The organism is Tabrizicola oligotrophica (assembly GCF_011008935.1).
Taxonomy (GTDB): Bacteria; Pseudomonadota; Alphaproteobacteria; order Rhodobacterales; family Rhodobacteraceae; genus Tabrizicola_A; species Tabrizicola_A oligotrophica.
The window spans coordinates 44,974-64,529 of record NZ_JAAIVJ010000012.1; the positions used below are offsets into that span (position 1 = coordinate 44,974).

The window sequence follows — 19,556 nt, forward strand, 5'->3', positions numbered from 1 at the left end:
ACAGCCTAACCCTGGAGAGCCCGATGCGCCACGAACTCGCCCCCAAAGCTGCTACCGACGCCGATCAGGCCCGCTTCGTCCTTGCCGCCGCCTGTGACCTGAACGGGTGCCTGCGCGGCAAGCGGGTCGAGGCGACCGCACTGGAGAAGCTCCGCTCCGGCGGCATGCGGATGCCGATGTCGGCCCTGGGCGTGGACATCTGGGGCACCGATTCTCCCGGTCTGATGCAAAAGGGTGATCTCGACGGCATCTGCGAGCCCACCGGGCGCGGCCCCCTGCCCTTGATGTGGACCGCAACCCCGGCGCAGCTTCTGCCGATGTGGATGCGGTACGAAGACGGCCGCCCCTACCTTGGCGACCCCCGCCGGATGCTGGCCGCCGTGCTTGACCGCTATGCCGCGCAGAGCCTGACCCCGATGGTCGCGACCGAACTTGAATTCTACCTGATCCGCCCCGACACCCCGCGCCCTGCGCCCTTGGTGCCGGTCCCGCCGGGCCACCCCGGCGCCCGCGACACGATCTATTCGCTGGACGAGCTGGCCGATGTCGGGCCGTTTCTGGACGATGTCTACCGCATGGCCGATGGCTGCGGCGTGGCGGTAGATGCCGCCGTGTCGGAAAGCGGGCCAAGCCAGTTCGAGTTCAACCTGAAGCACGCCGCCGATGCGCTGCGGGTCGCCGATGACACGCTCTACTTCAAGCAGATCGTGAAAAGCATGGCGCGGAAGCATGGGTTTGCCGCAAGCTTCATGGCGAAGCCCTACCCTGCCCATGCCGGCAACGGGCTGCATGTCCATTTCAGCCTGTTGGATGACGCAGGGTGCAACCTCTTCGACAACGGCGGCCCCGAGGGCACCGCGCTGATGCGGCAGGCGGTGGCCGGTCTGGTTGCGGCGATGCCCGACTGTACCGCGATCTTCGCCCCGCACCTTAACAGCTACCGCCGCCTCTGCCCCGGCACGCTGGCCCCCACCGCCGCCGCCTGGGGTTTTGAAAACCGCACGGCCGCCTTGCGCATTCCCGGCGGGCCGACCGCCGCCCGTCGGATCGAACATCGCGTCGCCGGTGCCGATGCCAACCCGTACCTCGTCCTCGCTGCCGTGCTTGCCGCGGCGCTCGACGGGATTGACCGGAAGGACGAACCTCCGCCGCCCACCAGCGGCCCCTCCCTGGATCCCGGCACCGCCCGACTGCCGTCCGACTGGCGCTCCGCGCTGACCCGCTTTGCCAACAGCGCTACCGTCGCGCGCCTGTTCCATCCGGAGCTGATCACCGCCTTCCTTGCCTGTAAGCATCAGGAAGTCGCCGTCTTCGACCGTGACATCTCCGACCTCGAATACACCTCGTACCTGCATTCCGTGTGAGCCAGCCAATGACCGCCCCCTTCCCCGGGTCCTACTACGCCGCCACCATGAACCCTGTGCCGGATTTCCCAAGGCTGGACGGCGAAGTCGACGCCGATGTCTGCATCATCGGCGGCGGCTTTACCGGCGTGAACAGCGCCATCGAACTGGCCGACCGTGGCCTGCGCGTTGTGCTGCTGGAACAAAACCGCATCGGCTGGGGCGCCTCGGGCCGGAACGGCGGGCAAGTGACCGGCTCGCTGTCCGGCGACCGCGCCATGGCGCGCGAGTTCCGCCGGGTCTTGGGCCAAGAGACGGACGACTACATCTGGAACCTGCGCTGGCGCGGCCACGACATCATCAAGGCCCGCGTCGCGCGCTTCGGCATCGCCTGCGACCTGAAGCACGGCCATATCCAGACCGCAACGAAGCCTGCCCATATCCCCGACCTCCGGGCGATGCTTGCCGAGGCGCAATCACGCGGCATGGGCGACGAGGTCGAATGGGTGGAAGGCGAGGCTCTGCGCCAAGTGGTGGACAGCCCGCTTTACCCGGCAGGCCTGATCAACCGGCGCAACATGCACCTGCATTCGCTGAACCTCGTGCGGGGCGAAGCGCAGGCGGCGGCGTCTCTGGGCGTGCGCATCTTCGAGGACAGCGCCGTCACGGCAGTCAAGGACGGGCCGCGGCCGGTGGTTGAAACCGGCCATGGCCGCGTCCGCGCAGCGACGCTGCTTTTGGCCGGAAACGCCTATCATCGTCTGGGTCGCGGCAGGATGCGGGGCGCGCTGTTCCCTGCAAGCCTTGGCATCGTCGCGACCGAACCCCTTGGCGAAGACCTCGCCCGCGCAATCAACCCGCAGGACCTGGCGATCTACGACAACCGCTTCGTGCTGGACTATCATCGCCTGACCGCCGATCGGCGGCTGATCTTCGGTGGCGGAACCAACTACTCGGGCCGTGACAGCGCCGACGTCGCCGCCGAACTCAGGCCCGCCATCGAGGCGACCTATCCGCGCCTGAAAGGCGTGAAGATCGCCTACCAATGGTCAGGCAAGGCCGGGATCATCGTCAACCGGATCCCGCATCTCGGCCGCGTCGCGCCGAATATCTTCTATGCCGAGGGATACTCAGGCCACGGCATTGCTACTAGCCATATCGTTGCCGAGATCATGGGCCGTGCAATCACCGGCCACCTGGGCGAATTCGACACTTTCGCCCAAGTCCGCCACCTGCGCTTGCCCTTCGGAGAATGGGCCGGACAGCAGGCCATGGCATTGGGGATGATGTACTACAAACTGCGGGAGAGGTTTCGCTGAAGGCCCGGAAAGTAGACGCAAGCAGAGCCGAGGATTCCATGCTTGTCTCAGCCCCGCATCGCATACGGGCGACTTGCGCTTCTTACTCGATACGCTGTTCGGACGATACATCGAAGAGATGAACCTGATCTGGATCGAGTGTCAGTCGAACCGATTGGCCCAGCGCGGGAACTTTGCCGGATCGCGCCTGACGGAGGACGAGCGGGCCAAGTTCCGTGGCCAGCGTCAGGATCATCTCGTGGCCAAGGTTCTCGATATGCTCGACCGAACCGGTCAGGCCGGTGTCCGATCGCTCGGGGGCAAGCTGAAGATGTTCGGGGCGTTGGCCCAGAGTGACCTTGGCCAGGCAGGCGCCGGCAGGTGGCAGAATGATGGATTGGCTGCCGAAGCGGATTGCGCCGCCTTCCACCGGCAAAGTGACCACGTTCATCCGGGGCGTCCCGATGAAGCGCGCAACAAACAGGTTGGCGGGGCGGTTGTAGACCTCGTCCGGAGTGCCGTATTGCATCAGGTTCGCCTTGTGGCCTGCCGCCAGCGGGGCCAGCACGGCGATGCGGTCGCCCATGGTCATCGCCTCGGTCTGGTCATGGGTGACATAGACCATCGACGCGCCCTGGCTGCGGTGAAAGCGCACGATCTCGGCCCGCATCGCGGTGCGGAACTCGGCGTCGAGGTTGGAGAGCGGCTCGTCGAAGAGGAAGACTCCGGGCCGGCGCAGGATGGCGCGGGCCAGGGCCACCCGCTGCCGCTGGCCGCCGGACAGAGCGCCGGGGCGCTTGTGCAGGTGATCCGACAGGCCGACGGTTGCCGCCGCCTCGGCCACCTTGGCGGCAATCGTGGCCTTTGCCTCGCCCCGTATCTTCAGGCCGAAGCCAAGGTTCTGCGCGACGGTCATGTGGGGGAACAGGGCGTAGCTCTGGAACACCATGGCGATGTCGCGGGTGGCGGGATCGGCATCGTTCATCCGCGTGCCGCCGATGCGCATGTCGCCTGCGCTGATCGCCGCAAGCCCGGCGATGGACCGAAGGATGGTGGATTTACCGCAGCCCGAGGGGCCGACCAGCACGACAAACTCGCCATCTGCCACGGTCAGCGACAGGTCCCGCACCACCGACACCTCGCCAAAGCTGATGCCCACATTCTGAAACTCGACGGCCGCCATGTCAGGCCTCCCCGGTAAGATGGTTCATTTGACCGCCCCTAGGCTGAGCCCGCCGACGATCTGGCGTTGGGCCAGAACGGCGAAGATCAGCATGGGGAAGATCGAGGTGATCGCGGCTGCCGACAGGGCGCCCCAGTCGATCGAGGCGTAACCGCGATAGCCTGCCACGGCCAAAGTCACGGTCTGCGCCTTGTCGAAGGTCAGGCCAAGCGCGATGGCCAGTTCGTTCCAAATGCGGATGGTGTTCAGGATCACCGTCGCGGCAATGCCGGGGGCGGCCATCGGCAGATAGACCCGCAGCAGGATCTGCCAGCTTTTCGCGCCTTCCAGCCGCGCGGCCTCATAGAGCGCAAACGGCACGTCGGCAAAGAAGGCGCGCATCATCCAGATGGTGAAAGGCAGGGTGAAGGTCTGGTAGACCAGCGCCAGGCCGAAGATGCTGTCGTAAAGCCCGGTCGCCTGAAACACCCCGTAGATCGGGATGACGAACAGGAATTCCGGCAGCATGTAGGACAGGAGAAGCCAGGCGAGGATGGTTGCCCGCCCCGGCACCCGCCGCTGGTTCAACGCAAAGGCAGCGGGAATGCCGATGGCAAAGGCCATCAGATTGCCCAGAAGCGCCGCGAACAGGCTGTTGAGGAACCCCTTGATGAAGGTCGCATCGGCCCAGACCTTGGCATAATGGTCCCAGATCGGGGTGAAGATCAGCTTCGGCGGCATGGCGAAGGCATCGGTCTGGGTCTTCAGCGAGATGCCGATGATCCACAGGATCGGGAAAATACTGGCAAACCCGGCGATGATCAGGACCGCATAGGACAAGAGCGTCGCTCGTCTGGAGCGGATCATTCGGCACCTCCTGTCCGGCGGTCAAGCGCGCCATAGGCGGCGCAGATGGCGAAGATCAGAGCCGAGAAGATCACGACAATCGCCGCCGCCTCGCCGAAGTTCGAAAATTTGAAGGCAGTCTGGTAGGTCAGGGTCTGCACCGCCTCGGTTGCCCGCAGCGGCCCGCCGCCGGTGAGACCGAACACAAGGTCAAAGACTTTCAGCGTGTCGATCAGCCGGAACACCACCACGGTCACGATGACCGGGCGCAGCATCGGCAGGGTCAGGTAGCGGAACATCTGCCAGCCATTCGCGCCCTCCAGCCTTGCGGCCTCGAACGGCTCTTCCGGCAGGCTTTTCAGCGCGGCGGCAAGGATGATGAAGACGAAGCCCGTCTGCCACCAGGTTTCAACCATAACCAGGCTGGGCATGGCCGCAGTGGTGGAGCCGAGCCAGTTCGGTTCCGGCAGGCCGATGGCGCCAAGGGCTGCGTTGATTACGCCGAAGGTCGGGTCGAGAAGCACCTTCCAGACCAGCGAGACGGCAATGCCCGAGACCATCAGCGGCAGGATCATCAGCACCCGGAAAAGACCCGCGCCCCGCGTCACCCGGTTCGCCGCAAGGGCAAGGATCATCCCCAGCACCAGTTCGACCAGCACCGCCGAGATGGCGAAAGTCACGGTGTTCAGAAGCGCGATGAGGAACGAACCCTTGAGCCACAGAAGCCGGTAGTTCTTCACATCGGAAAAGATCGAATCGCCGCCCCAGGTCCAGTCGTGCAGCGACATCCAGAGCACCGTTGCGATGGGGTAAAGCGTGACGCCCCCCAGAACCAGAACCGTGGGCAGGATATAGGGCCAGAGGTTCGGCTGGGACGGAGCAATGTCCTGTGCCATCGGGCGGTCCTTTCGGGAAGGGGAAACGCCCCGCCGCATCGGATTGGGCGGGGCGAAGGGGGTTACTGCATCACTGCGGGGGCAACTTCCTGCAGCACGGTCACGGCCGCAACTGGATCTTCGCCGCCATAGATCGCGTGGATCGCGTCGACGATCACCAGCACGACCTCGCCCCAGCCTTCACGGAACACCATGGTCGGGCGGGTGTGCTCCAGCTGCTTGCTGACCGCTTCGACATAGCCGGGCGCGAAGGCGGCGACATAGTCGGCATTGCCCCAGGTCGAGCTGCGGGTGGCCCCGCCGGTCTTCAGACCGAAAGCCGCGTCATTGGCCTGCGAGGTCGCCCATTGCATGAAGAGCCAGGCGGCGGTCTTCTTCTCCGAGTTCTCGGCCATCGACAGGCCCCAGGCCCAGTGACCGCTGACGCTGACGCCATCCACGGCCGGCAGCACGGCATAGCCGACCTTGCCTGCGACGGCGGAATTCGCGACATCCTCGAACCCCGGACCAAAGACGCTGGCATCGACGAAGAAGGCGGCCTTGCCTTGGGCGAAGTAACGGCTGGCATCTTCCCAGCCGAAGGAAAGCGCATTCTCCGGTCCCGCATTCAGAAGGCCCGCATAATGTGCCAGACCCGCCGCGATGCGCGGGTCGTCAAAGCGCGGCTTGTCCCAGGCGCCGTCGAACCAGATGTTATAGGGCAAGGGCGCCTCGGCCTCGCCCCAGGCGTTCAGGACGATGCCGGTCATGGTGTCGACCAGACTGCCGGACCGCTGCCCGCGCATGACCGAACCGAACAGCTCGCCCGCGCCTTCGTCCGTCACCTTCTGGGCGCCTGCCAGCAGGTCATCCCAGGTTGCCGGAAGCGTGCCGCCAAGGTGCTTGTCGACCAGTTCCTTGTTGTAGAACAGGATATAGGCCTCCATCGAGATCGGGATGGCATATTGCTGGGCCGCCGCATCGCCGGGCGGGAAACTGGCCCCTTGCAGCAGCGCGGGCGAGAAATCTGCATAGTCCCAGGCCGCATCGGTCAGGGCTGCGTCATTGATGTAGGGGGTCAGCGGGGCGACACCGCCGACGTTCCACTGCTCGTAGATCGCCGCGTCCATCAGCGTCATGAACACGTCTGCAACCGGCGTTTCCGACCGGATCGCAAGGTTGGCGCGATCGAGATACAGGTCTTCTGCAAAGGCCGTGACGTTGACCTTGATCCCGGTCAGCGCCTCGAACTCGGCCAGATGCTCGCGCACGCCGGCGGTCCAGGGGTGTTCGCTGGCCAGAAGGGTGATTTCGGTGCCCTCGGCCTGCCGCCAGTCAAAGGCGAAAGCGGGGCTGGTGACAGCCGCAGCCGAAAGCGTCAGCGCGGCAGCAAGAAGTCTTGGCTTCATCGTTGTTCCTCCATTGCGGCATGCCCTTTTTCAGATCAGGCTAGTCATCAGGTTGACAGGTTGTTATGACATGCTAATGTGTGGATAGCATATCGACGACACTGGCGCAATCTGGATTCTCGGCGTCAAATACCCGGATCAGCAGCGCGAGGAGCAGGACATGACGGTAGAGACCAAGGAACGGCAGGCGATCAGGCGCAGCAGCAATGTGCCGGCTTACAGCCAGTTGGCCGATATTCTGGAACAGCAGATCGCCGTTCTGACCGATGCCGAGCGCCAACGCGCCCTGCCCTCCGAGGGCGACCTGTCGCGGCAATACGGCCTGTCGCGAATCACCGTTCGGCAGGCGTTGAAAAGCCTTGAGACCAAGGGGCTGGTCTATTCGGCGCAGGGCCGGGGGTCATTCCCGACCGTTCCGCGCGTCAAGGGCATTTCGGGCTTCCACAGCTTTACCGCCGAAGTCCGCCGCAACGGGCAAGAGCCGGGCTCGGTCATCCTTGCCACGGACGAGGTCGACGGTCTGCCCGCCTCTGTCACCGAAAAGTTGCCGGTCGCCGAGGGCGAGAATGGCCCGCAGGTGCATCTGCGCCGGTTGCGCCTGATCGACGGCCTGCCGATTGCGATCGAGGATGCCTGGCTGCCGAAGGCGCTGTTCCCCGATCTCGCGCCCGCCGATTTCAGCGACGGCTCGCTGTATTCGCTGCTGGCCGACCGCTGGGGGCTGGAGCCCGCATGGACCGATGCGCTGATCGAACCCGGCCTTGCCAATGCCGAAGTGTCGCGGCTGCTGAAGATTGCCGAGGACGACCCGGTGCTGGTCGCGTGGCGTGTCACCGTCACTGCCGAGGACAAGGTGTTCGAGCGGGTGCGTTCGATCTACCGCCCCGGCTTTTCCCTGCGCGTCGCGCGCTATCGGCTGGGATAGGGCATCATGACCAAAGGCGTGGCAATCGGGCTGGATATCGGCGGCGGCAGCACCAAGTTGGGGCTGATTTCCTCTGCGGGCGACTTACTGGCCTCGCGCCGGGTGGTGCTGCCGGATGGCGCGGATTTCCCGGTGATTGCGGCACAGTATCGGGCCGCCATTGCCGCGCTTGGCGGTGAGGGACTGCCCGTCGGCATTGCCTATCCCGGCCATGTCGACCGGGCGCGCGGCCTTGGGCTGAACTCGAATGTTCCGGCGCTGGACGGCCAGCCGCTTGCGGCCGAACTGGGCGCCGCCGCCCTGCTGAACGATGCCGATGCCGCCGCTATGGCGGAGGCCCGCCATCACGCCGCCGCGCGGATGTTGATGGTCACGTTGGGCACCGGGGTTGGCGTGTCAATGATCGTCGCGGGAAAACCGCTGGAAACGGCGGGCGGGACGCTGGGCGACAGCGGCCATCTCAACCTTGACCCTTCGGGCCGGTTCGGCTGTCGACAGGGCTGCACGGGTTGCCTGGAATCGGTGGCCTCAGGCGAGGCGCTGGTCCGAGATGCCACGCTGTTGGCCGCCACCGGGGAAAGCCCCGCTCTGAGCGCTGAGGCACTGCCTTCGGGCGAGGTTTCGGCCGCCGCCGCCTGCCGCGCCGCCTTGGCCGGTGATCCGGGTGCCATGCGCCTTGTCGCCGGGATGGCCGGTTGGCTGGGCATGGCAGTGGCCAGTTGGCGCGCCAGTTTCCACCCTGATCTGATTGTCTTCGGTGGCGGGCTCTCGGCGCTTGGCCAGCCCTTCATCGACCAGATTCGCGACCGCGCCGATGCCCGCTCGCTGCCTTTTCTCTCGGCCAATTGCCCGTTGATCCTCGCCCGTCTTGGCAATGACGCGGGCATGATCGGCGCGGGTCTGGCCGCGCTGGCCCCCTGACCCAAAGGAACCGACCATGTCTGAAGCCTATCTTGCCGAAATCGCCGAGCAACCCGGCATCCTTGACCGTCTGGGCGCGGGGTTCGACGCCAGCTGGGGTGCGCCATTGGCCAAAGTCCGCGCGGATCTGGAAGCGGGTCGGTTTGACCGGGTGCTGCTGACCGGCATGGGCGGGTCGCTGCATGGCGCATATCCGGCGTATCTGGCGTTGTCGCGGGCGCTGTCCGTTCCGGTCCTCCTCTGGGAATCCGGGGAGCTGACCCAACAGGCGGCCGAGGTGGTCACCGCCCGCAGCCTCCTGATCGCCATTTCGCAATCCGGCGAAAGCGGCGAGGTGCGTCGCCTGACCGAATTCCCGACCCGCCCGGCCTGTGCAATCTCGATCACCAACACCGCTGACAATGCGCTGGCCCGATGGGCTGATGTGGCGATTGCAACCCATGCCGGGCCGGAGCGGACCGCCTCGACCAAGACCTACACTGCTGGGCTAGCGGCGGCGCATCTGGTCGTGGCGCATCTGACGGGCAAGACGCAAAGTGCGGCGAATGAGGTGCGCGACCTGTCACAAACCGTTGCTGCCCTGATCGCCTCCCTGCCCACCCAGGCCGAAGCCGCCGCGCATCATCTTGGCCACAGCACCCCGCTGACTGTGATCGGACGCGGCGACAGCTATGCCTCTGCCGCCATGGCAGCACTTCTGACCGAAGAGGCGGCGAAACTCCCCTGCGAGGCGCTGACCGGCGGGCAATTCCGCCATGGGCCGCTGGAACTGGTCCGCGATGGATTCCGCGCCGTTGTCTACCTTGGCGAAGGCCCAGCACGCCGGCTGACCAAGGCTCTGGTGGAGCGCATCGTGGCCCTTGGCGGGCGCGTGGTGACGATCGGCACCGACCCTGGCCCGGCCTCTGCCGCGGTCCTGCCGATCGCCCTGCCCGAAGTCCCTGCGGGCCTGCTGCCAGTGCTGGAAATCCTGCCCGTCCAGTTCCTCGTCATCCCGCTGGCCATCGCGCGCGGCTTTGAACCCGCGGCCTTCCTGAACGCGCAAAAGATCACGACGGGGGAATGATCCAATGCCAATCCAAGGCAGCCTGCCCAAGGGCGACTACGACTATGTCATTATCGGCGCGGGCTCGGCGGGCTGCGTTCTGGCCGCCCGCCTGACCGAAGATCCCCAGGCGCGCGTCTGCCTGATCGAGGTCGGGCCGCGTGACCGCAGCCTGTTCATCCACATGCCTGCGGCGCTGACCATGCCGATCGAAAGCAAGACCTGGAACTGGCGTTATGTCACCGGCCCGGAACCGCATCTGAACAACCGTACCCTCGGACAGGCGCGCGGGCGGGGCCTGGGGGGCAGCTCGTCGATCAACGGCATGGTCTGGGTGCGCGGCCACCCGTCCGACTATGACCAGTGGCAAGCAGAAGGCCTTGACGGCTGGTCCTTTGCCGACTGCCTGCCCTACTTCAAGAAAATGGAGAGCTTTGAGGGTGGGCGAGACCCCAACCGGGGCGGCGACGGCCCGTTGAAGATCACCCGCAGCAAGGCGGACCATCCGTTCTACGAAGCCTTCCTGCGCGCCGGCGAAGCCTATGGCCTGCCGGTGGCGCGCGACTACAACAGCGGCGACATCGAGGGCCTGCATGTCACGCAAGCCACGATTTCCGGTGGGCGCAGGCAAAGCACGGCGGTTGCCTATCTGCATCCTGTTGCCCATCGGCCGAACTTGACGGTGCTGACTGGCTGGCGCGCGGATCGAGTGCTTCTGGAGGGGGACCGTGCCACCGGCATTGCACTGCGCCGTGGCCGCGAGACGGCAGAGCTGCAAGCCGGGCGCGAGGTGATCCTGTCCGCCGGCACCATCGGTTCGGCCCATCTGATGCTTCTGTCCGGCATTGGCCCGGCGGATCATTTGCGTGCCAGTGGCGTGACCGTTCGCCACGACCTGCCCGGGGTGGGTGAAAACCTGCAAGATCACTTCGTCGCCTCGCTGATGTTCCGCGCCTCCGGCACCCGCAGCATCGCTTCAGACCTCTCGCTCTGGAATCGGCCACGGATTGGGCTGGAATGGCTGCTGACCCGGGGTGGTCTGGGTGCCACCAGCTTCTTCGAAGTCGGTGCCTTCTTCCGCAGCGGCCCGGGCGCCGCCTATGCCAACATGCAACACGAATTCCTGCCCTTCCTTGCGGATTTCCAGGATGGCCGGGTGCGGATCGACCACGGCTACCAGTATTTTCTCAGCCAGATGCGCCCGAAAAGCCGCGGCTGGCTGCGGTTGCGCAGCGCTGATCCCGATACCCATCCTGAGATCGTCTTCAACTATCTCGACGATCCCGCCGATGCCGATGAGATGCTCGACGGCCTCGCGCAGACCCGCGACATGGCCCGACAGGCGCCTTGGGCTGCGATGGGCGGCACAGAAGTAGCTCCGGGGGCCGAGGTGCGGTCGCGCACGGAGGCGCTGGAGTGGATGCGCCGCATCGGCAACACCGAGCATCACCCGGTCGGCACATGCCGCATGGGGCATGACAGCATGGCCGTGACGGACGGCGAAGGTCGGGTGCACGGCATCTTGGGTCTTCGTATCGTAGACGGCTCAGTTCTGCCCTACATTCCGACCGCCAACGTCAATGCACCGATCATCATGGTCGCCGAAAAGATCGCCGACCGCATCCGCGGCCGGGCGGCCCTAAACCGGCAGACGCTGCGGCACAACTGGCTGACGCCATGACCGGCGGCAGCACGATTTCGAGATCGTTCGCTCGGCGCTTGCCGGAAGAGTTCAAAGCGCTCTTCCGCGCCCCACCTCCAGGCCCGGTTGAGGCTGAAATGGCGGATTTCCTTCGGTGGTTGAACACGCCATCCCTCACCCCCCTGGCCATTCGGGCGGCGCTGGCGCGTCTGCGGTTTGAAACTATTCACCCGTTTTCGATGGTAACGGCCGTTCGGGTTGGGCAATCATCGGGCATGTCTTTGCCACCCGCCGCGCCTTGCAGTTTTCGCTCTCGTGCCAGATCGAACGCGAGAAGAAGGCCCGTTACGAGGCGCTGCGGGCAAGTTGGCAAGATGGGCCGGAAGAGGTGGATGCCCCGGTTTTGGTGCATCGGTTTCTTGAATGCCTGAGCCGCGCCGCCGCGCAGACCCGCAATGAAATCCGCTTTCTCTTGTGCCGCAATCACTATCTTGTCCGGCTGCGGGACAAATTATCCGCACGTCGGATACAGGTGCTACAAGCCGTCTGCCAGAAAGACCCAGGCTAGGTCGCGCAAGGGATCAGCGCCACAACATATGCCCGCATGCCAAGGTATCGGTCGCAACCGTGACGCGCGACCTGGCGGCGATGGAAGCAACGGGCGCGGTGGTGCGCTCGAAAGGCGGTGGCAGGTCGACCCATTTTCTGTTGCAACTGAACGTGTGAAACCCCTGCGCCGAGGCCTCTGCTTAACGGCGGCACCTTGTCATTGCCGTGCGCCTTACCGGTTCTTGGTCGTGTTACAGCCGCTTTCCGCGATGGCGCCGGCCGTCACAGGGTAGCCGCTGCCGGGGTTCACGATAACCTCATGATACCCGGTCAAGCGGTTCATGCAGGCGTTTGCCTTGTCGACATCCACCCTGCTGCCATCGACATAGATATCCAGCCAAGGCCGGCCACCACTGCCTCGGGCGCAACCCGTGATCTCGGGATTGGGCCCATCACCGCAGATATCCTCAACAATCGCATAGCGCCTGAGATGGGGGAGGTAGAACCTTGTCCCGGCCGGAAACTGCAGCCGGGCCCGGCCGCCAACCAGGCGATAGCCGACGGCGATGGTGACGGGGTCTTTGTAGGTTCCCTTGCCGCCGGCCCTCCGGTGAATGACGGGCCGCGCAATGGCCGCCGAGCCGGGCGGGGTATTGTCCCAGTAGCTGTAGCCGGTGACGTAGGCCGTAAAGGACTGCTCTGCGGCCGAAACCCTCAGGATATCCGCGCCGGATTCCGTCGTTGGCACGGCGATGTCGGGCGCTGGCGAGGGGAAGGCGGCCGCTTCACCGGCCAACAGCAGCGCAAGGCAGGAAATCGCCCCGGATCTTGCCAAACCATTCATCTGTTCCATGCTCCTCGTGGTGAAAACTGCACGAGGAAAGTCTTGCGGGAACGGGTGAACGGCGGGTTATGTCGCCAGAATAGAAACATTAGGGTTCTATTCAAAATGGATCATACTGAAGAAATTTCGGTTTATCTTCATGGCCTTCAAAAAGGGGCGGCGAAATGGATATTGCAAATTTTAGGAATGGGCTTTGCTCTGCCGTTGCTGCTCCACCGATTGCCTGGTCGTTTGCCCACCGGAAACCACAGGCCGGAACGCAGAGGGCGCGCACCATGGGCGGCGGCGGGGTCGGGCTGCGCAGGCCCTGAGGGGTACCGCCACATCCGGCAGCCCTTCAGGGATTGTCTCGCCATGCGGGGCAAACGAGCATTCTCGGGTGATTGGTCTGGGGGCAGTCAACAGTTAACGATCTGTTTTTGACACCTGGCGCGAACGCGCCATAGTAGCCGTTGATTGGCCATTATTCCTTGGGCCTGTCTTATCACGTCGCAAGCCGCACCGGGGCAAATGCTCATACCGCCTGGAAAACTCATGGCAGGGCCCGATCCTCGGGATCCGGTCTTTCAAGATCTGAAGGGTCTTCGAGCCAGGCGCCTGAAGCGGTGGGGCAGGGTTGCGCTGCTTTTGCTGCTGATCTGGATCGCGGCGCTGGTGCTGGCCGTCCTGAATACGACAAGTGAACGGTCCGATGTGGCGACACAGGGCCAGGACGCGCAACAAAGCGTCACATCGGCAGGGCATGGCGGAGAGTTGAAAGCCGCAGGCCTGCTGATCGACGCGAAGGCGGTTTCCGCGCCGTATGGCAATACCGACCCCGCGGCTTTTGACGCCGCCCCCGAGCGGCCCAGATGTCTTGGCAACAAGCCCGGCGCCGGCGCCGCGATCGCGGCACCCGGCGACCTGCACCAGCCGCGGATCTATGCCCTGCTGCCAAGTGACGTGCCGAATGCCTTTCTTTCCTTGCTGCGGAACTGCAACCAGATCGACATCATCTTGCCAGAGCTGTTCGAGATCGGCGGCAGCTCTCTTGGGGTGTCCCCCGTTGCCGTCGATGCCGAGCTGCAAGAGGCGCTTGGCGCGATCCAGTCCGAATTGGCCGGAGCGGTCGGGATCTGGCCGATCTTTGGTCTGAACGGGTCGCTTTCGGCCGAGGCCTTTCTGGAGCGGCTTGCCGACGAAGACACAGCTTCCGGTCTGGCCAACATCATTGTACGCAGCGCGCTTGCGGTGAAGGCGCAAGGCGCCTGTCTGCGGCTTGCCGACGTCAAGGCGGCCGATGAACAGCGTGTTGCGGACTTTCTCGCCGCGCTTTCCGCCCGCGCCCGAGAAAGCGGCATCGCCCTTTGCCTTGTCGCCGCACTGTCCGATCAGCAGTGGAGCAATCCGGCGTTCACCGGTCCATTCGACACGGTCATCGTGTCGGCCTACCAGGAGCCGTGGATCGGGTCCTACCCGCAGCCTTTGGCACCGCTGGACTGGTTCCGGCAGCAAGTGCAGGCGATCAAGGCCAGAGTTCCGGCAGAGAAACTGGTCGTTGCGGTGGGCGGTCATGCAGTGGACTGGATTTCGGGCAAGGCGATCCCCGAGCGGATCAGCCTGGCCGAAGCCATGTTCCGGATATCCGAGGCACATGCCACCATCGGCTTTTCGCCAACGGCAAGGAACAGCCATTCCGCGTTCTTCGACCGGGCCGGCAACCGCCACCAGATCTGGATGCTGGATGCCGCAAGCGTCCGCAACAACATGAAGGTACTGCAAGATCAGGGCATTGCCGCCATTGCCGTCCCGAGCCTTGGCGAAGAAGAGCCCGCCTACTGGAAGGTTCTCGACAGGATCATGCCGCCCGAGGCGATGACCGCGATCGAAGCGCCAGCTTTCCCCGACAATGTGGTCTATACTGGCGAGGGGGCATTCTATCGGCTTGCCTCTGCCGGCAGCGCGGGGCGCAGGCTCTGGCATCTGGACGCGGAAAACGGCTTCGTGCAGGACCAGCAGTACGAGGCCATTCCGCGCGCCGTTCACATGGAGCGCTTTGGCCGGCGCAATCCCAGACAGATTGCCCTGACCTTTGACGATGGGCCCAACCCCGAGGCGACCGGCCAAATCCTGGATGCGCTCAAGGCCGAGGGCGCGTCCGCGACCTTTTTCGTCGTCGGAACGGCCGCACTTGCCGCGCCCGAGCTCTTGCAGCGCGCCGTCGATGAGGGACACGTCATCGGATCACACAGCTTCAGCCATCCGCATATGGACGACCTGAACGAGTTCATGGTGCACACCGAGCTGAACGCCAACCGCAGCGTCATCGAAGGCGTGATCGGGCGCAGTCCGCTGCTTTACCGACCGCCCTACATGCGCGGCCCGGGACCGCTGAGCCAGGACGAGGCCAAGGCCTTCACCGCGCCAAAGGAGGAGGGCTATATCACCGTCGGCAGCGACATCGTGCCAACCGACTGGCAAGGCCTCAGCGCCGCGGGGATTGTCCGGCAGGTGATTGACGAGCTGGAAAAGGGCGGCGGCAATGTGATCGTGCTGCACGACGGCCGCAGCACCGGCATGCACACGGCCGAGGCGGTGCGGATGCTGATCCCCGAATTGCGGGCCCGAGGCTACGAGATCGTGCCGGTGGCGGACCTTCTCGGGATGACGACAGACGCCGTAATGCCGCGCATCGACCTGCCGGATTCGTTGTTCAAGGGCTTTTCGGTGTCGCTCATCACGCTTTCCATCCTGTTGCTGACCAAGATCTTCTGGCTGTGCATCCTGGCCAGCTTCCTGCGCTCGGCCCTTTACCTTTTCCTTTCGGCGCGGCGCGATCCGACCTATCCGCGCAGCTTCGCGCCGCCCCCGACCGTGACCGTGGTTGTCCCGGCCTATAACGAGGAAAAGGTGATCGTCTCGACCGTCCGCTCGGTGCTGGGATGTGACTATCCCGGCCTTTCCTGCATCGTGGTGGACGATGGCTCCACCGACGCGACGCTGGCCCGGCTGAACGCGGCCTTCAAGGACGATCCGCGAGTGCGCATCCTGACCCAGGCCAACAAGGGCAAGTGGCAGGCGCTGAACCTTGCGTTCCAGAGCATCGACTCCGAGATCGCAGTCTGTGTCGATGCCGATACCCGGATCGCGCGCGACGCCATAGCCGAAATCGTGCGGCCCTTCACCGACCGCAAGGTTGCAGCAGTGGCCGGAACCGTGGTGGTGGCGAATGCCACAAACCTTCTGACGCGGTTTCAGTCGATCGAATACACCAACGCCCAGCAGATCGGCCGCCGCGCCCATGAGCATCTGAACGGCATTCTGGTGGTGCCCGGCGCGCTTGGGGCCTGGCGGGTCGAGGCGGTGCGCGATGTTGGTCTTTTCTCGAACGAAACCCTGACCGAAGATGCAGACCTGACTGTCTGGCTGCGTCGCGCGGGATACCGCATCGCCTATGCCGAAAACGCGCGCTCCTTCACCGAAGCGCCAACCGATGTGCGCTCCTTGCTGAAACAGCGGCTGAGATGGTCGCTTGGCAACCTGCAAACGCTGTGGAAACACCGCGCCGCCTTTCTGGAGTTTGACCTCCGCCGGGCGTTTTCCCTGCTGGATATGGTCTTTTTCGGCTATGTGCTTCCGGTGCTGTCCCCGGTTCTGGACATCATGTTCCTGTATTTCCTGACCACCATCTGCCTTGACTGGTACGGTGGCAGAACCACGGACGGGCTGGAGGTGTCGCACCTGTCGCTGGTCTTCGTTCTTTTGGTGCAGGCGCTGGACATCGCTGTTGCCTGTGTCGCCCATCGCCGAGAGGGATGGCCGATCGGGCGGCTTGTCTATCGGGTGCCGCTGATGAACCTGCTTTATCGGCCGCTGCTTTACATCACGGTCTACCGGGCGCTCTGGGCCGCGCTGTCCGGCCGTCTGGCGCGCTGGAACAAGCTGCACCGGCACGGGCTGGAACCCCGGGTCGAAAGCATGGCCCGATGAGGCGACGTCACTTTCTGGAACTGCTGGCGGCGGGCCCCTTTGCAGCAAATGCATCGCTCGCCCAGGAGATCGTTCCCGCGCCGCCACAGATGGTGCTGCTGACCATTGCCGGCATCAACGCCGCGACAAGTGCCGAGGCCTTGGGTGCCGTGCTGTCAACGCTGGTCGTGCGCGAAGTGCCGGTCAATCTTGTGGTCGATACGCAGGATCCGTCGGCCCTCGTCGATTCGAACAGCGAGATCGCGCAGCTGTTGCGCCGCTACAGTCAGTCCTTCGCCGGCCTGGTCGAGATCGTCGCCTGGAGCCCGGACCTTGGGCGCATGACCCCTTATCGCGCGGCCCGAAAGGCGCATGAGGCCCGCAAGGCGCTCTACGCGGCTCTCTTTCCGGGCGACGTGCCCGCGCGTCCGGTGCAAACCATCGCCTGCAGGGCACCGCTTGACTCGAAAGCTGCCTCGGCTGTCCTGTCGGCGGGCTTCCGCTGCGCGCTGGAACTGCCTGCTTCAAGGCCTGATTTCCGGGCAACACCGCTGGTCATGACCGCGCGACTTGACCAGTTTGGCCTGCTCAGCCTGCTGGGTGGCGAAGTTGTGCCGTTTTCCAGCGCCGCAAGGGCCCTGTCACGCCCGACGCCCGACCGGCAGCGCCATCTGGTCTTTGCCGCTTCAGATCTTGCGGAGCTTTCTGCAGACCGGCTGACGGACGCAGCACAGGACATCGCGCGCCTTCTTGATCGGGCCGCGCTTGATCTGTCGCAGAGCCCGGTGCTGACGCGTGACGTGCAGATGCGCAGCGAAATCACCTTCCGCCGCAGGATCGCCCTGCATGTGCTGGGGCCTGCCGGTGCGGATGCAGCTGGCACCGAAGACGCCGCCAGCGCGATCTTTCAGCTTCTGACGGCGCAGGAAATTCCGTTCAGCCGGGGCCCGATGCCAGAGGGCCTTGCCGCCCCGGACAAACCCGACCTGTCCTGTTGGGTTCCGCTGGATCTGCCGTCCAGCACGGATTTTGGCCCCGATATCCCGTTTGGCGTCTTTCCCGCCGAACCCCTTGGCGGCCCAACGCCCGGCGCTATCCGGCCCGAGGATACGCGCTTTGGCATCGCAGTCCGCCTCGTCGGGCATGCCGGCAACGCCGGGATGACGCAGCAGGCCGGGTTCGGCATTCCCATCCTTGCGCTGGCCGGCGCGGCGGCGGATGACGTCGCGGCGGGCCTGAAGCTTGATGCCGAGGGCGACGGGGTGGTTCTTGTCATCGCGTCGTCCTTCCGCGACGCCGCCTCCCGCACGGCCCTTGTGGCCGCCCTCCGAAACGCGCTGATCCAGCCCGATATCCGGCTGATGCCACTGCAGGTCTATTGCGCCGAAACCCTGCCGAAAGAACCCCTCTTGCCGATGTTGTTGCTGGCGCGCGCCAAGGTGCTGCAACCCGCCTCGCAACCCGGCCCCCTTGCCCCGAACGACCGCGCCGCATTTCTTGAGGATGCGCGGGCGGCATGGGGGTATTTTGAGGCCAACACCGTTGCCCGGACCGGGCTTTGCCCGGCGACGGCCGTCACCGCCCCCGGGTCGGACGCCGGGTTTCTTGGTGTCAGCATGTGGGAGGTCGGCAGCCACCTCAACGCCCTGATCGCTGCGGTGGATCTGGGCCTTTTGTCCGATGACGCATTTTCGCAGCGTGTCGACCCTATCCTTGCCACGGTAGAGCGCGAGTCGCGCAAGCGGCTTGTGCTTCCGCCAGAGACCATCGACGCCATTTCCGGCAAGGGAACCACGCGGTTCAATTCCTACGATTGCGGGCGTTTGCTGATCGCCCTGCACCGGCTGGCATCCCATCGGCTTGCACCCAAAGGCATTGCCGAGCTGGTGGCATCCTGGAGTTTCTCCGAGGTGATCCGCAACAGGCGTCTGCATTCCTACCGGGATCGCATGTTGATCGACGATTTCCGGTCGAACTACGCCCATTATGCCGTCTCAGGGATGCGGCTCTGGGGCCTTGATGTGGCCTCGCCACTGGACGACATAGCAAAGCTTGGCTCAGCCGACGCCGAGGAGAGGTTGCTGGCCCTGACCAGCTCTTTCGGACTCCTGGCGGCCGAGCCGAGTTTCCTGCACCTGCTGGAACTGCAGGACTCGCCGACGTCGTCCTTCCTGGCGGACTGCGTTGACAGCCTGCAGCGCAGACTGGCCAACGAGATTGGACAGGCGGTCGCCCCGTCCGAGTCGCCCTTGGACAAGTCACCCTGGTTCACCTATCAGGGGTTTGATCTCAGACGTCTCGACGATCCCTGGCGCGTCGAGTTCGGGGCCAAGTCCGATGACATCAGATGGAATGGCAAGCTGGAGTCGCTGAAAGCGACAAGCACGAAAGCCGCCTATCTGTGGCACGCGCTGCGCCCCAACGCCCATTCGCTGCACCTGCTGCGCAGTCTCCGCGCCAAGGCAAGGCATGACACCGGCTTTGACTCCGCCGTTTATGTTGCCAGCCAGACACCGACCATGGGGTACTCCGACCTGAACACCAACGCCGTGATCCTGCAATCAATCGCCTATATGCTCCGCCAGCTATGAGTACTCAGGGGGGTGCTCACCCGGAACGGGGCTAGGTGTGAGTTCTTAGGAGGTCATTCACCCTTGAGAAGGGTGATAGGCCGTTAAGGGCTGAGTGTGGTCTTGATTTGTTGAACCAGTCAAGCCAACGCGGCAGGTCGGCGTTTCGTGCGGTTGAG

The 19,556-nt window shown here is 64.7% G+C and carries 16 protein-coding genes; 10 read left to right on the forward strand and 6 right to left on the reverse strand.

Features of this window, described 5'->3' with window-relative positions; all coding sequences use genetic code 11:
• Window positions 1–23 precede the first annotated feature (23 nt).
• Complete coding sequence (locus G4Z14_RS15715) at window positions 24–1,364, forward strand: glutamine synthetase family protein (RefSeq protein WP_164627428.1); 1,341 nt, start codon at window positions 24–26, stop codon at window positions 1,362–1,364.
• An 8-nt stretch (window positions 1,365–1,372) separates the two neighbouring features.
• Window positions 1,373–2,662 carry an NAD(P)/FAD-dependent oxidoreductase gene (locus G4Z14_RS15720; protein ID WP_164627430.1) on the forward strand — a complete coding sequence of 430 codons (1,290 nt, stop codon included), beginning with the start codon at window positions 1,373–1,375 and terminating at the stop codon, window positions 2,660–2,662.
• Window positions 2,663–2,744: 82 nt separating this feature from the next.
• Here G4Z14_RS15720 and G4Z14_RS15725 read toward each other — a convergent pair whose 3' ends face one another.
• The 4 genes from G4Z14_RS15725 to G4Z14_RS15740 form a co-directional block, all read right to left on the reverse strand.
• Window positions 2,745–3,824 (reverse strand): ABC transporter ATP-binding protein, encoded by a 1,080-nt coding sequence (locus tag G4Z14_RS15725; RefSeq protein ID WP_164627432.1) that lies wholly within the window; start codon window positions 3,822–3,824, stop codon window positions 2,745–2,747.
• A 24-nt stretch (window positions 3,825–3,848) separates the two neighbouring features.
• On the reverse strand, window positions 3,849–4,670 hold the full coding sequence (locus G4Z14_RS15730; protein WP_164627434.1) for a carbohydrate ABC transporter permease: 822 nt from the start codon (window positions 4,668–4,670) through the stop codon (window positions 3,849–3,851).
• Complete coding sequence (locus G4Z14_RS15735; RefSeq protein WP_164627435.1) at window positions 4,667–5,545, reverse strand: carbohydrate ABC transporter permease; 879 nt, start codon at window positions 5,543–5,545, stop codon at window positions 4,667–4,669. The genes G4Z14_RS15730 and G4Z14_RS15735 overlap by 4 nt, the downstream gene beginning before the upstream one ends.
• 62 nt (window positions 5,546–5,607) lie before the next feature.
• Window positions 5,608–6,933, reverse strand: a complete 1,326-nt coding sequence (locus G4Z14_RS15740; RefSeq protein WP_164627437.1) for an extracellular solute-binding protein — start codon at window positions 6,931–6,933, stop codon at window positions 5,608–5,610.
• 160 nt (window positions 6,934–7,093) lie between these two features.
• Here G4Z14_RS15740 and G4Z14_RS15745 point away from each other — a divergent pair, with 160 nt between their 5' ends.
• The 6 genes from G4Z14_RS15745 to G4Z14_RS19255 all read left to right on the forward strand — a co-directional run bounded on the left by G4Z14_RS15745 (window position 7,094) and on the right by G4Z14_RS19255 (window position 12,192).
• Window positions 7,094–7,858: a GntR family transcriptional regulator gene (locus G4Z14_RS15745; protein WP_164627439.1), complete on the forward strand. Its 765-nt coding sequence runs from the start codon at window positions 7,094–7,096 to the stop codon at window positions 7,856–7,858.
• Between the two features lie 6 nt (window positions 7,859–7,864).
• On the forward strand, window positions 7,865–8,779 hold the full coding sequence (locus G4Z14_RS15750) for an ROK family protein (RefSeq protein ID WP_164627441.1): 915 nt from the start codon (window positions 7,865–7,867) through the stop codon (window positions 8,777–8,779).
• Window positions 8,780–8,795: 16 nt separating this feature from the next.
• Entirely contained in the window at window positions 8,796–9,845 is a 1,050-nt protein-coding gene (locus tag G4Z14_RS15755; protein WP_164627443.1) for an SIS domain-containing protein, read from the forward strand.
• 4 nt (window positions 9,846–9,849) lie between these two features.
• A complete protein-coding gene (locus tag G4Z14_RS15760) occupies window positions 9,850–11,505 on the forward strand; it encodes a GMC family oxidoreductase (RefSeq protein WP_164627445.1) in 1,656 nt (551 codons plus the stop codon).
• 259 nt (window positions 11,506–11,764) lie between these two features.
• Window positions 11,765–12,034 carry a hypothetical protein gene (locus G4Z14_RS18955; protein ID WP_227751795.1) on the forward strand — a complete coding sequence of 90 codons (270 nt, stop codon included), beginning with the start codon at window positions 11,765–11,767 and terminating at the stop codon, window positions 12,032–12,034.
• On the forward strand, window positions 11,941–12,192 hold the full coding sequence (locus tag G4Z14_RS19255; RefSeq protein ID WP_407703840.1) for a DeoR family transcriptional regulator: 252 nt from the start codon (window positions 11,941–11,943) through the stop codon (window positions 12,190–12,192). The genes G4Z14_RS18955 and G4Z14_RS19255 overlap by 94 nt, the downstream gene beginning before the upstream one ends.
• A 55-nt stretch (window positions 12,193–12,247) precedes the next feature.
• On the opposite strand, the gene G4Z14_RS15775 is transcribed toward G4Z14_RS19255, so the two are convergent.
• The gene (locus G4Z14_RS15775) at window positions 12,248–12,868 is read right to left on the reverse strand and encodes a hypothetical protein (RefSeq protein ID WP_227751792.1); all 621 of its coding nucleotides are present in this window, start codon (window positions 12,866–12,868) and stop codon (window positions 12,248–12,250) included.
• A 618-nt stretch (window positions 12,869–13,486) separates the two neighbouring features.
• Here G4Z14_RS15775 and G4Z14_RS15780 point away from each other — a divergent pair.
• Window positions 13,487–16,828, forward strand: a complete 3,342-nt coding sequence (locus tag G4Z14_RS15780; protein ID WP_164627451.1) for a glycosyltransferase — start codon at window positions 13,487–13,489, stop codon at window positions 16,826–16,828.
• On the forward strand, window positions 16,825–19,398 hold the full coding sequence (locus tag G4Z14_RS15785) for a DUF3131 domain-containing protein (protein ID WP_164627453.1): 2,574 nt from the start codon (window positions 16,825–16,827) through the stop codon (window positions 19,396–19,398). The genes G4Z14_RS15780 and G4Z14_RS15785 overlap by 4 nt, the downstream gene beginning before the upstream one ends.
• 31 nt (window positions 19,399–19,429) lie before the next feature.
• Here the strand turns inward: G4Z14_RS15785 and G4Z14_RS19260 are convergent, their stop codons facing one another.
• On the reverse strand, window positions 19,430–19,534 hold the full coding sequence (locus G4Z14_RS19260; RefSeq protein WP_227751721.1) for an integrase core domain-containing protein: 105 nt from the start codon (window positions 19,532–19,534) through the stop codon (window positions 19,430–19,432).
• Window positions 19,535–19,556: the final 22 nt, after the last annotated feature.

Excerpts from the sequence above, each read along its gene's own strand:
- G4Z14_RS15715 (WP_164627428.1), top strand. The coding sequence starts at position 24 with ATGCGCCACGAACTCGCCCCCAAAGCTGCTACCGACGCCGATCAGGCC.
- G4Z14_RS15720 (WP_164627430.1), top strand. The coding sequence starts at position 1,373 with ATGACCGCCCCCTTCCCCGGGTCCTACTACGCCGCCACCATGAACCCT.
- G4Z14_RS15725 (WP_164627432.1), bottom strand. The coding sequence starts at position 3,824 with ATGGCGGCCGTCGAGTTTCAGAATGTGGGCATCAGCTTTGGCGAGGTG.
- G4Z14_RS15730 (WP_164627434.1), bottom strand. The coding sequence starts at position 4,670 with ATGATCCGCTCCAGACGAGCGACGCTCTTGTCCTATGCGGTCCTGATC.
- G4Z14_RS15735 (WP_164627435.1), bottom strand. The coding sequence starts at position 5,545 with ATGGCACAGGACATTGCTCCGTCCCAGCCGAACCTCTGGCCCTATATC.
- G4Z14_RS15740 (WP_164627437.1), bottom strand. The coding sequence starts at position 6,933 with ATGAAGCCAAGACTTCTTGCTGCCGCGCTGACGCTTTCGGCTGCGGCT.
- G4Z14_RS15745 (WP_164627439.1), top strand. The coding sequence starts at position 7,094 with ATGACGGTAGAGACCAAGGAACGGCAGGCGATCAGGCGCAGCAGCAAT.
- G4Z14_RS15750 (WP_164627441.1), top strand. The coding sequence starts at position 7,865 with ATGACCAAAGGCGTGGCAATCGGGCTGGATATCGGCGGCGGCAGCACC.
- G4Z14_RS15755 (WP_164627443.1), top strand. The coding sequence starts at position 8,796 with ATGTCTGAAGCCTATCTTGCCGAAATCGCCGAGCAACCCGGCATCCTT.
- G4Z14_RS15760 (WP_164627445.1), top strand. The coding sequence starts at position 9,850 with ATGCCAATCCAAGGCAGCCTGCCCAAGGGCGACTACGACTATGTCATT.
- G4Z14_RS15775 (WP_227751792.1), bottom strand. The coding sequence starts at position 12,868 with ATGGAACAGATGAATGGTTTGGCAAGATCCGGGGCGATTTCCTGCCTT.
- G4Z14_RS15785 (WP_164627453.1), top strand. The coding sequence starts at position 16,825 with ATGAGGCGACGTCACTTTCTGGAACTGCTGGCGGCGGGCCCCTTTGCA.